The sequence below is a fragment of the Robbsia andropogonis genome (assembly GCF_034047095.1).
Taxonomy (GTDB): Bacteria; Pseudomonadota; Gammaproteobacteria; order Burkholderiales; family Burkholderiaceae; genus Robbsia; species Robbsia andropogonis.
The window spans coordinates 1,993,112-2,006,409 of sequence record NZ_CP139170.1; the positions used below are offsets into that span (position 1 = coordinate 1,993,112).

At 52.1% G+C, this 13,298-nt stretch carries 8 protein-coding genes; all 8 read right to left on the reverse strand.

Annotated features, from left to right (window positions below):
* Positions 1-24 precede the first annotated feature (24 nt).
* Positions 25-3,162 (reverse strand): hypothetical protein, encoded by a 3,138-nt coding sequence (locus SJQ66_RS22330; RefSeq protein WP_320534564.1) that lies wholly within the window; start codon positions 3,160-3,162, stop codon positions 25-27.
* Positions 3,163-3,280: 118 nt separating this feature from the next.
* A complete protein-coding gene (locus SJQ66_RS22335) occupies positions 3,281-3,838 on the reverse strand; it encodes a disulfide bond formation protein B (protein ID WP_051504331.1) in 558 nt (185 codons plus the stop codon).
* 11 nt (positions 3,839-3,849) lie between these two features.
* On the reverse strand, positions 3,850-4,002 hold the full coding sequence (locus SJQ66_RS29780; protein WP_096335541.1) for a DUF5993 family protein: 153 nt from the start codon (positions 4,000-4,002) through the stop codon (positions 3,850-3,852).
* Between the two features lie 1,095 nt (positions 4,003-5,097).
* On the reverse strand, positions 5,098-7,722 hold the full coding sequence (locus tag SJQ66_RS22340) for an HAD family hydrolase (RefSeq protein ID WP_320534565.1): 2,625 nt from the start codon (positions 7,720-7,722) through the stop codon (positions 5,098-5,100).
* 77 nt (positions 7,723-7,799) lie between these two features.
* Positions 7,800-8,660, reverse strand: a complete 861-nt coding sequence (locus SJQ66_RS22345) for a hypothetical protein (RefSeq protein ID WP_320534566.1) — start codon at positions 8,658-8,660, stop codon at positions 7,800-7,802.
* Positions 8,661-8,710: 50 nt separating this feature from the next.
* The gene (locus tag SJQ66_RS22350; protein ID WP_024902842.1) at positions 8,711-9,688 is read right to left on the reverse strand and encodes an anti-phage protein ZorA-like protein; all 978 of its coding nucleotides are present in this window, start codon (positions 9,686-9,688) and stop codon (positions 8,711-8,713) included.
* Positions 9,689-9,964: 276 nt separating this feature from the next.
* Positions 9,965-11,656, reverse strand: a complete 1,692-nt coding sequence (locus tag SJQ66_RS22355) for a hypothetical protein (protein WP_320534567.1) — start codon at positions 11,654-11,656, stop codon at positions 9,965-9,967.
* 451 nt (positions 11,657-12,107) lie between these two features.
* A complete protein-coding gene (locus SJQ66_RS22360) occupies positions 12,108-13,259 on the reverse strand; it encodes an IpaC/SipC family type III secretion system effector (RefSeq protein ID WP_320534568.1) in 1,152 nt (383 codons plus the stop codon).
* Between the last annotated feature and the right edge of the window lie 39 nt (positions 13,260-13,298).

The window sequence follows — 13,298 nt, forward strand, 5'->3', positions numbered from 1 at the left end:
AAAAATCCGACAGCATGAGCACGTTCATGTCGCGACGAAAGATGCCTTGGGTGGACGCTTACGCTCATCCCGTGATAAATGCATGAATGTCGCTTGGGATGACGTAACGTCATCGCAGGGTTTCGTCCGCCTAGCCATTTGGCGGCCAGCATCGATCGCCCCTTTCCCTGCGAGGCCTTGCGTACGTACGATTTTCATACGCACCGCGAGTGACACCCCTACCGGGGTTAAGTTGCCGTCGCTATCTAGGTAATATCTTTTCCCATAGCGTTCTCCTGTAGATTTGGCGACGCATACATAAACACCTTGACCGAATCTCTCCTCGACTTTCACAAGGTCTACCAAGGTATCGCTTCCGGGAAGTCGCCCTTTGACAAGCGCACCTGGCGCGACTGGAACGTTCAACGCCAACGAACTTTCAGCGGCATGCGTCGCTGAGGCGATACGAGACCGCCAGTGCGGCATTTTCTCGATGATATGGCGACTTGCAGGATAGAGATCACTCAACCAGGCGATCATGCGGCGCAAACGCCCGATACCTGTCATGCCAAGTGTTCCAAGAACTTCCACACCTGGATCAAATGCGCGTACCGCGTCGGCAGCAATGCGCGCGAAGTCAGCGTTCTTAAGTACTGTCGCATGGGCAACGTGAGCGGAATAAGGCAACGTACGGGCGGCCTCCATCAATGCGGTGCGCAACGTAGCCTTTGCCAAGACGCTGCGCCAGGACGAGAGTGCGGAAAACGTCATCATTTCAGCGATTCTCGTGCTTAGCGCCAGTGCGCGACCTGCAGGTGGTAGCAGCGTCAGCGCGTCAGTTAAGCAAGCGATTGCAACGCGCTCGTCAAAATTGGGAATTCCCGTGGCACATCGATAGAAAGGAAGCAGATCTTTAATCCATTCCCAGATCCGTTCAGACCGTGTCGCTTGATAGCCATATTGATATAACGCTTTCTCAAGCTTTTCGCTATGCGCCTGGGCAGCGCGCGAATAAAGCATAGATATATCTTCATCGCGGGATTTGAGAAGCTTCCGTACAGGGTTGATGTACAGTTTATAGTCTGGATCAAAGGACAATACCATGCCCGTTAATTCGGTCAATTTTTCATGATAGAACGTACTGTTTCTATCCACCCGGGCCACCTGGGCCACTTCAGCATCGGTGTTCTTAAACAACGCATAAATTCGTTCGTCCCCATCATAGCGTGCCATAAACAAGGAAACGGCCTCGGGTAGGTGCGTTGTTAAGCCGCGTATCGCTGCCGGGTTACCAGCGACTGCCGTATGACGGATGGCGTCGCGGGCAGAGAAATAAGCTGATGCAGGGTATACATCGGCGCTGACGAGGAACGTATGTTCTTGTAACGAAAGTTGCGCAAATAAAAAGGGAAATACCATCCTAAGCGCGTCGGCCGCCAGGCGGCCAATACGCTTGTTTTGCTCCAAAAATGCGTCATTTACGATCGGCAACGAAAATCCACCGACGCGTGGGTCACGGAAGCGTCCGACTGCCGGATCGTGCCAACGCCAGTCTTTCGGGAGATCGACACAATAGGCACGCTCCGCGGTGAGATATCCTCGTGCCTGTTTCTCAAAGTCGCTCAGACCCGGACAACGCTTTCGCAGTAATGATTCGGCCAACTGTGGTCGCGTCTGGTAACCATCTATCGCCACGTGATATTGCTCAAGCATGTCATCACGCTCATATGCTGACTCGAACGCGACTTGGTAGCGAAAAAAGTCTTCGGCAAGCTTGCCACCCTCATGTGTCACCACGCCCAGGTCGTCGCGTTGAACCGTTAGTGTTGCCGACGTCTGGTTACCGTGCTTTTTCAGTCCTACCAGAGTCGCAGGTAAGGCAAAGTATTGGAACCAAGAAGCGGGTGCGGCCGACTCCCGAACCAATACGTATAAAAGTTGCCCGAACTCGCGTGCCGTATTGACCTGCCACTCGGAAGTATCGATACCAAGGTCCATGGCCCAGCCTACACCAGCCTGAATTTCTCCCCACGGCAAACTTCCAACCAGCATACTTGCAAACAAGTCATCGTCGCTCGGTTGCCAAAAGATTCCGGGAAGTGCATGGAGAAGCACGCGTTCACGTAAGTAAGCACGCGCTTGAGTAGACAAACCAAATTTCTGAGATGATGTGCAATCTAATGCGAGATCAAAATGACGGCGTATTGCCGCTACCGTGTTATGTTGTGCGGCGTTCGACGCAGCACCTATCGATGCGCCTTCTTTCTGAAGCAGCATCCCCACGTAACTTGCAGGGGTCATGCCTAAAAAACGCGTCGCGAACCATTTCCCTAAATAGGTTGTGTATTGCTTCTCGGATACTTTGTCTTCTTTTTCTCCTCCATAGTCGCCAGATAGTCGTGCCAGGCGTCGAAATAACCCTTTAGCTCGTTTTGGTTTTTCCGAAAAATAGCCTACAGCATAATTTAGTAGCAGAACACGGTCATACTCATTGTGGTCGTACTGCAGGTTTCGCGTCGCGGGCTCTCGGCTAATTAGGAAGTTCCATATATCTTGTATTTGCGCCTGAACCAAAGGATCTCCAATTTGTTCGTCGGGTAGCGAACAAATACCGGAAAGAGAATGCTTCTCGGCGCGTTTCGTGCGTCCCGTTTGGTTGCTTTTTTCGCTTAGATCGATGGCTCGCAACGAATCAGATATCGCTTCAGACACCGAAATAGCGACATTGTGGGATGGCGTGGCATCTAATTCTGATTTATATGATACCGCCTCCGGCCCAAATGGCACGGTCATCATCGTCGCTACGTCAGGTCGGATACCTCCCGCATTCTTCATCTGCCAGCGACAAGACATATCATTATCCAAGCCGGTCCCGAAGCCGGACGCGGTGTCGCTATTCATGTCGGTGCGATGCTGCGCTCCTCTGCTGGAACATAACATCAACCCTCGCAATAAACCTTCGGTTTTCCAGTTACCACGCGTCACCGCACCATGCGACGCGATATCGTGTCGACCGACATTGCGAGCGGCCGTGATCTCTTGGAGAAATCGGTTATCCGAGTTGGAAGGTATCGTGCCCGATGTGATCGTTCCAGGTTGCACCGATTCGTTTCCACGCAGCATGCCGACAAACTCGGTCGAAGAAAGTTTCGGCATTTTCGGATAACCTGTCGTATTATTCATTGACTGTGTCCGCTTTTCGGAAAAGTTCAGAATTTGAGGCTGCAGGCCATTGCGTTTTACAATCTCGCGTTGCAGCAGTCAACATCCGCAGCTTGCTGAAAGACGTCTACTGTGCTTTTCACAACGTGAGCGGCCATTGGTACGCGATCGGATTATCGGCACATTGATGAACGCCACATTCCAGTAGCGTGGACATAAGATTGGCCACAACCACAACAGCAAATAATCCGACCACAAATTTACGTATAGACCTCGCCTTACGTGTTTTCGCGACCGTCCGACATTTTGGTTGCATCAGCATTAAGGCAATGCACAAAGTAGCGCAGACCGCTGCGATTAATGTCCATGTGTAGAGATGCAAACCAAATAAGCGATCACCATATCCAGTCGCATTCGGTAGGATATGCAAAAATACCTGACGTATCGCGACCAGCCCGGTTACCACGCATCCTATAAGCGCCATTCCGATATGCCGTCGAGAAGATCCGAAGCGGATATTGAAGAGAAATCCGGCACCAACGAGCAAAAAACCAGCACGCTGTAACAAACAAAGCGGACATGGGAGTTCGTCACGTACCAGTTGAAAATAAAACGCCGCTGCCAACGTCAAGCTAACAGCAGAAAGCGCTATTTCGTCTACGTAAGGACCCAATCCTGATTGGAGAAATTGCTTCATGACGTTTATTTTCAGAAAGAAAGTGCCAGCGCGTTCGTGACATGATGGTCGAAGAAAACAAGAAACATCACAAGAAAGCAGAACCATGTTGCGTAGGCCATTTTTTTGTTTCCGAATACAGTGCAGGCCACCATGATGGCTCCGGTCAAAAATAGGAAAAACATCGGTATAAGGTAGATGAAGAAAATATCAAATCAGGTGAATAAAACAGACCAGTCGCTTCGAAGCATGTCAGTCGTCAAAATGGCGACATGAAATAATAAATATCGCGATAGAACCTACCCCGACAATTACTAGAAGCGATGTTAAAAGCCACATCATGCGACACCTCTAAAAATGCGTTTCAGACAGTCTCCTTAGATCAATGCAGTATTCTTTGCTGCTAGATACCCTTTTGCATCTAACGTCTGTGGCGCGCTGCCCGCGCATGATTGCCAATTGCGTTTCCAGATGTCGCTACGCTATCCGTGATATACAAGGTGACACTCCCAAATCGGTAACAGGTCGTTTCGGCACGCTCATGCCCCTGGGTGTCTGCTACGGAAGGCATCCCTCTCTGTCGCGCCCTTGGGGCGTTGCCTGTACACGGTGATGAAGACTGCGTATCGTTAGGAACGGTCGATGCTTTTCCCGGCAATACGCGTAATGGATACGTCTGCGCGGGTCGACTTTGCGTTGCCAAGCCTTCGCAATTCGAGAGATGAACACGAGCGACGGGTTCGATATGCGTGCCAGCTTGCCGGAAAGCATGCGTACCAGCTTGTCTGGAGGGACCGCGGCTCAGCAGTCTGCGCGTTGCACAAGGCTCATCATCAGCGACCAAATCGGCATTCGGCATTCGCATTTCCTGATGCATTGACCTCCTTAACGGAACAGACCCAGTTACGGCAGCAGGTTTGTCGGGCGTGCGGACGGGCGACGCCATGGCGGCTTCACAGGAACTGGCACGCTGACGTGCCCCTCCTCCGCGGACCCGGTGCGCTTCTCGACGCTGATCCCGCTCGTCGTGCCATGGGTTCGCGCGGGCACCGTAACCGTCGTATGTATCGTACGGTCGTGGCCCACTGTTATCAACGCTGGCCAATTCGCCAGCGAGCGTACGAGTGAAGCCGTCAACGCCGGTTACGTGATATCGACGTTCCGGAAATCGGGTAGCGTTATAAACGTCGTTGGCACGACTGCCGTGAAAACCGTACAGCTTCGTCATGATCGCATCGTCCATCCTTTCCCTCGCCTTCTTGTATCGCTATATCCTTGACTCAGGAATTCGTGTAATACAAACCCGTCATTACCGTCTTAACGGCGGCAAACTTCTCATCAATCATTCGCGCTTCACGCGAACCGATGGCCGTGGGATAGACACTGTTATCCGCATCAAAACCCCTGTCATTAGAGTGGGCGGACAGCTGTAGAGAGATGGTATCGGACCCTGTAGTGCCGCCCGGCAACGGCACGGTGGCAAGATCCCGCCCTGCGATCGTGCGGAACACGAGCCTGATGAAATCCGAACTCCCATCTGGAATTGGAGAAAAACGGATGAGCGCGTCCCGTTCGCATGCCATCAAGCCCTCTTCGTGCCGGGTTACGCCGATGCACTGGTAATCATCAGGTTCGACGCGACGTTGCGGCCCATTGACTTCGCATAAATGACCGAACGCCTCGGCAGGAAAACTGGTGATCGATTCAAGCTGCAACCATTTCGCCACCGTGCCAATTTTTACATCCACACGACAGTTTCCGAGTGGAAATACAGCTGTGAAGTAACCATCGTAAGTCGCATGAGCGATTGCGTCCCTGTGCACAGTTGTTTTTGCGAATCGAAATGTGATAGGTAATACCTGACGGCGAAATGAGAATGCAGGTTCCGTGATACGCAGCCCATTCCGAAGGCAAATCATATAAAGCGCCAACTGATCCATGCCGGCGTAGCGCAACTCGAAGGCACGATTGCTACGAAACTCTCCACCACCACTGAAATAAAGAAGCCCTCTCCGTCGCAAGCCAGCCAAGCCCTTGGCGTGGTCGCACATCTCGTATGCTGCACTCCCTCCCAGATTGACCTCGCACTGCATATTGGCCGCTTCGGAAAGCTCTTTTTCGCTAGGAAAAAAGAGCATTGCCCCCAGATTTGTCAAGGCACATTCGCGCAAGCGGGACGGAGAAAGCTTCGGAAGTTGAGTAGGGCGCGCCACGCTGGCTTGATCAACAAACAGCAACGCAGCACGTTGGCACTCGGCCATCCAACGTGGCAACGGTGCCGATGAAGCCTTAAAAAATGCCTCTCCACCATCCCCGTAGTCGACGACGGACGCCCCCTCGCCAGCACAAAGATTTTCGAGATAAGAAATGCTCGGTTGCGTTAACGCACGGATCAACCCCTGATCAACCCAACTAGCATCGATTAGCCCCGACGCCTCGCCCATCAGGCGTATATTGTCGCGATAAATGAGGTACCGACCAATCACCTTGACATCAAGTTCTTTAAAAAGAATATCTCTCAAAAGCCATTGAATCGTACCGTGATATCCGATATCGACAAGGCACAGCGTATCTCCTGGGCGCACGCCGGTTTGCTTCACGATATGCCGGATCAGCCGGCCGCGATAGGCAGCACTGCGAGCCTTGATTGCCTCACGCAACGCCGGCGTAAAAAACGTCTTTATGGCTTGTGTAATGGACAGCGATGTTTCAAATGCGCAGATAAGCGCCGCCTGCTCTTCTTCGTTCAAGAGCAAACAGGCGGCGCATTGCGGCAGGCTCATGCGGAATTCGCGCGACGTTAGCATCATGAAATGCACTATTGCTTCGTCACTATCAAACGATGCCGAAAAGGCTGACTGTCGGCTAACATGCAGCGTTGGATGTAAAACAGACGGGGCGACAATATCTGCGGCTTCTCGCAGCAAATGCGCGTCACGCATCAAAAATCCAAAACAGATACGGTGATGGTATGTTTGATTTGATGCGTAGCTTCTCGAAAATTCAGGCAGTATTTCCTTTTCGCACAATGTTTTCGCAAATGCATAGAGCACTGGACCGAGCAACGATCGTCCCAGCGATTCATACCAGCCATGCTTGCCACAAGGTTCACGAAAAGACAAACTATCAAACAACGTCCATACAGCGCGTGTTTCTCCGACGCCGGTAAACATCAAACGCGTTGCGGCGTCGCGGCGATCAGCCAGTACTGTCTCCTCATCCGGATATCGCCGTAGATGAATGCATTCCACGCCCAATTTCTCCGGAATCTTTACATCGGCAACCGCGTTGTCACCAACATGTAAGATTGCATTCGGCGCCACGCCTAGTCGCTTTATCACACGATCCCATAGTCCATGTGATTTCGCGATCCTGTAATCGGATGAACAAAATATAAAGTCGATCATCGAAGCAAGGTCGGCATCAACCAACGCAAGCAACCGCCTGAGCTGCGTCTCGCTCATATACGTGTCACTTACGACCGCGACGGGCATGCCGCGCCTACGTGCTTCGTGCATGCAGGCAGCGGTGTGTGGCGAAACGAAGCAAATCGACGATTCGATGGCGCATTCGAGCTCCACGCACTGCGAAGCTTGGTCAGACCAACGCGCCGACGGAAAGAGTTCCTCGTATATTTCCGCTAGCGTGACTTCAGGCACCAGACCATGTTCGAAGCGCCGCCGCCGCGCCTGCGCTTCCGCAGCGATGCGATGTTGCGCCGACATTCTCCTTTCGAGGAAAGGTGAGCGCGTGACAAGCTCACAAAATACATCCGTCGGCCTGCTAACACCCCGCCACAACACTGTATCGAAACAGTCAAAAGAGGCTAGTGCCCTACCCTGTGCCGCCTCGCACCATGTTTCGAATAACTGCGAGGGCAAAACGCCATTACGACTGTCATTCATAAATCAAGCATTCAAAATAAACATGGAGAAAATCAGCTTTCCGTGTCGCAACGCCAATCCGCGCCGCCCATCGGTACTTAACGCTCATTCAATGGACATTTTCCAATTGGGGAGGATGTCGATCTGGCAAGCTGCCTGGGTTCGTCTAATCCATAGAAATCCAATTTCAAGCTCAATCGCCGACTGGCCTCAGGCGTGGATTTCTGTTCTGCTGCCGAATAGCCACCCAGCTTGAATAAAGTGCGAATCATCTGCGTTCGTTTTTCATCAGACAAATTAATTCGCTGTGCATAAACATCCCGTTCACGCGTACTTGGATCAAGCAATGCGCACATCAGACGTTCACTTCTGCGAGCGCTGAGGTCCAGATTGAATAAGTAAGATCCAGCCGGATCGGTGTAACCTACAACGGTGATCGACTTCAACAAAACCAAGGCAGGATCGTTCTGCGCGAGATCAACTAGCGAGTCGACATAGCTACTCAGCAGTGACTCCTGCTCCGTGCTGAGCCGATCGCTTGCAAGCGGAAATCTCGCAGCGCTACCCAAGTCGATTGTGCGTGCTACTGGATTCACCTGGAAGCCGTATTGGCGAGAGAGCAAGGAAATAGCGCGTAATGCCGCTGAAACGCTGCTGCCATATGCAACCAACCGACTAGAAGTCCCTTTATCGTTTTCGCCTGAGGGGGGCAGCGCCTCGTTTGTGACATTCGTTTTGAATGAATCGGCTTGCTCGGGATCCAGCGAACCAACGGCAACGCTACGATCAGAAGAAGTCCCACTCGAACCCGCAATCCACATCAACATGACCGAGCATCCAATCACGATAAACAGGCAAGCCAAGCCAGTCATCATGTCAGCAAGCGATATCCAAAACGGGTTCTCTTCACCATCATGGTGCATATCACGTCGAGGGCGCTGCCGAGATGACTCAATCATTTCTTCTTCCCACCGTATATGCTTGAGAATACCTTATTAGCTAAATGTCGCTAAATGCGATCGCGGGACATAAAGGCATCTTGCACGACCAACGTAATCTGACGCGTTTGCGTGGCCGTTATCTCCATTGCCCTAATCAAGCGCGCCATACCCTCGTCATGCGGGCTAAATGCCATTAACATATCAATCGATAACGAGACCTCGTGCAGACGACGATAGCAATGCGCAACGAGCAATTTCTCTATCAGAGTGGTAAATAGCGCAACCAGGATCGCAAGGGCCGATACAATGAAAGCATCCGAGACGCTATGCAGAAGTCGTGCTAATGCAGTTATCACGGTATGTGCATCCATAACGGACGGTAATGTCGTCATCCCGTGCGCGATAGTGCTTCCCGATACATGATGCGCCGCTAATCCGCTGCCAGTGGTATCGTCCAGCACTTTCAGAGTAGGCTGTACCGCAGCGGACGTTGAAGCACCAGAATCAAAAGCAACAAACGCGTTATCGCGCACTTGCGATGCAACTGCTGGGTTTCCCGCCACTGAATGAACCTCTGCCAATGCGTTTTGCTTCCCGGCAACCGTATCCGCAAACCGATGCAGACCCAGCAGCAAACCCGAAAACGTTCCAAAAATCCCGATTCCCGTCATGATGCCCGGGCAGTGGCGGAAAAAATCAAGCGCCAATGGCACGTTGACGTTATCGTGGCGATCAAAATACAAAGAAGCCGGAACAGTTGCCGTATTTGATAAGTCCCTCTTTTCTACCGTGGCGCCGCTCAAGGTCTTCTTGTAACGATCCCAGGAAAGTGCAAGGTAGCGATCCTTTGAAAAAAGTGCATCCAAATGGGCATTGCCATCTGCGGACCTGCATATCTTATTCAAGCCCCGCACCGCGGCGTTCAATCGAATAAGCAACGCAACCGCAGGCACAACAAACCGCGCCAAGAAATACAACTCCAGCGCCGCCAACACTATAAGCAAGACGATGACCGAGAGCGGCGTATCCAGTACCTTTTCAAACATCACAACAACACGGCTCCAAAACAGTCGACGAAGCGTCGAAGAAAAACAAGATAAAGAGCCAATGTCGCTCGTTACAAAATGTCGTGGCAGCGAGGCGTTACCTCATCGCGTAGCCGGCTGCATTGCTGGCAGCCGTGTTTGATGAGCGCCGCGCATAGGTATCCACTATGCATCGTAATCGCCGAGCTGCACCATCATCCGAGGCCAGTTTGAACGTAGGCGAATGCCCAATGCTGCAACGACAATCAAGTAAAACGCGAAAGATGCAAACGACCGTTACCCATCGCGACCAAAACGTGCCACCATTTCTCGCCATGCTTTTTGAGTTTCCGCGGGAGAACGATGCCCAACGCCCCCCGAAAGAATTGGCGGCGTGGATATTGAAATATCAAATCTTGATGAACGCTGCCTCTGAATGCCATCATCGTGCGCTGTCACTGGCGACGATACAGTTGTTGTAAGAGGTGCTTGGAAGCCGCTGCTTCCGCTGGAGGACATCGACGAAGAGGATCGCGATGCGACAGGCGAGTTAGGCGTACCGGCGCCGATTTGCGATTCGTTCAGTGGTCGCGTTTGAAACGGCCCATCAATATCCCTATTTTCTATTGAATCAGACCTTTCCAAACCTAAAAACGTTGGCCCCGGCACCCTGCCCAATGCTCCTGGAGTCTCCTGGATACCATTCGTTGAACACGCTATACCCTCTGGCATAGATGCCGTTTGCGTATCACCATTGCGATCCGACTCCATCACGCTGTCTCGCCGATTCGGTCGATCATCCGCCGGCTCACTGCCATCCTCCGATGGTGGAGTGGATTGCGTACGATGACCGTGTAGTGTATTTCGGGGCGATTGCGTGTTCTCCATGTTTGGCAGGTAGCCTGTACCACGCGTCAAACCTTCGTCATCGTCAAATGTAGAGAAATGGCCGTCATACGTGTCGGTCGGAGGCGTATTTTGGGTATGACGGGCGCGCAGTGTATTTCTATTCGACTGCATGTCCTCCACGTCTTGCCTGTCCTGACGATTTGCTGCGCTAGGTGCTACATTGTCGCCAGCGTCGGATCTTTCAGGGAAAGATCTACCGTATGTTTGGCCCGGCGTCACATTTTGGTTCCAATGGATTGTCGGCCCAGTCATGTGCAGATTTACATGCCATTGTTCGGGGTGAACGCGGCTCCCGGCACCCACGCCATTAAGGTTTCCATCGCTACTCGACGCCTGCGGACTTGCATCACCCGCATTATCCCTGCTATTCGTAGCGTCTCCCGGCAACGACCTATCTTTGTTTTCAGTGGACGAATCAGGTTTGTTTTCCGGGCGACGAAGGTATTCTGGCATCGAATGCAAAAGGTTGCATGCGTGTCCGAGACTAAGCCCTTTTTCTTCGGGATTGGAAATATTAAGGCAAACCAGCCAGCGCGCGGCATTCCACACAGTCTGTTTCGATCCAGTATGGAGCCTTGCCTCGGGATTGTCGGTGGTTTCGCCATACACGAATTGAGCGCGAAGTTGCGTGCGTGGCACGACATGTCGATCATAGTAAGCTTGCATATGCTCCATATCGGTCGCGTCATTCGAACGATATTTAAGTGCATCCCCCAATGCACGCCACATCTTCGTGACACACTTGTAACTACGCGCCCCCGTCGACGTGTTCAAGTCGAGCCTTGCCCCCCACACTTCGTCGGCGCCACCCGGCTTTGTTTTATGTAGCTTTGCTGCTTCTTCTACAGCATCAATAAAGGCATTCGCTAAAGCATGTCGCTTCTCCATGTGCGTCGGATCAGACTTATCGTACATACCGGGCACGTTCAGAAGATGCAACGCCGACATGAACTGTCTCAGATACCGTTGCGTCCCACTATTCGGCTCCGTTGTAGAAAGCAACGTATTCAGTTGTTCCGCACCCTGCGATGCACGCTGACCGCCGAGTTCAAGGATCAATTCGCGCGCAAATGCGCGCATCGTCAACTCGACCTCTTCGGTCGACGCATTTGGCGCGGTGACTGATTTTGCAGCGCCCAGTTGATTTTTTCCGACTACGTCCAGCCCTGGAGTTGTAGCATTCGAAGAACGGGCCGCATTAGATTCTCTTTGAAAGGAAGACCCGCTTAAGGAATCGTTCGTAACCGTACTGATGTCTTCTGAGATAGACGAATTTCGGCACGGCCCTTGTACCGATCGAAGATTACCAACAGACAGATCTCTCCTTATCGGAAGATTTGGCCTGTAATTTCCTACTTGAGAACTAGATAGTGGCATACGACACCCTTTCAAATATAGTTTCGCAAAGCGGTATGAACGATGTAATTTTCATTCACACGTTGATTGCGTACCAGTACACATGGCAAGTACGTCTTGGTGCTCCAAGACGCCTCATCATGCCGGTCAGGCGACATGATGAAGACGGTACCGATCAGACCCGTATATTTCCAGCAACCTGGGCCGCAACCGATCCAATGTTGCTGATCAATTGGTTGGTGATGTTGTGCATCTCCTGAGCAATAGCCCGATTTTGACGAGCACTTTCTTCGTGTAGCGAGGCGTCGCTACGCGATACTTCCTGTTGATTCTGCTCGATCGTCTGGTGTCCGTGCTCGTTGCTCTGCTCCATTTGCCCAACGCCATCTACCATTTTTGCGCTCACATCACCGCCCATGCGCCACAAATCCGCCTTCGCGTACTCGCGGCCCCAGGTACGTTGATTCAAGGCGTGCCGTGTCGACAAATCCGTGGAACGACTTGCCGATAGCATCGCTCCCTCACTCATCGTGGCCGCATGCGCGGCAGGCGTGCGCAACATGTCTTCCTCAAGTCGCAGCGTTCGCGTCTGCGCGCCGCTTCCCACTGTGACCGTGTTGATCTCGGATGCCCGCACTGCTTCGGTCGAACGCACGGCCCTATTGATCATATTTTCACGAGCATGAGAATCTTGAGCATTTTGTGTGTTGATCTTTAGCGAATCATGCTCTTTGTTCAAGGCACGCACTCGTGTCACCGCACCCGTTACCTGCATGGCTACGTTCAATGCAGAGGCTCCCACCGCCGACGCAAATGCATCTTCACCCGCCGCAATCTGCGATTGCGCTTGGTTAGTCGCGGCGTCAGTCGCCAATGTTGTCATTTCGCTCTCGAGTTTACGGTCGGCGATCTGCGCTTTTTGCCACGCCGCGCTCATCAACAATAAAACATCGATTTGCGCATCGTCCATCATGAAGCCGGCGGCTTTATCATGGTCGTGACCGCTCGCGCTGGCAAGGGAATTGGCGAAAGCGTTGCCGACCACGTCTCGGCCAGATGCAATGGGAAGCGCAATGGCGGCGAGGTCCGTTAGCCTGATGTTCTGATTTGACGCCAGTGTCGGCATGGTGAGTTGCGGCGCTTGTTGCGTCGACGTCGCACGCGACGGAACGATCAAGGTAGACGCATTTGATGCAAACGCCGTTGAGGTTTGACCACCCACTTTCGCCGCTGGCGTAGATTCCATTTTCACCGTATCAGACATGATGACTTCAAGGTTCTTGAGAAGCTCCAAGTCGTTCGATCGAGAAAATCCGCTGATGTTCATAAAATAGTAATCCTTATCAATAGGTTGTTTCTATTTATT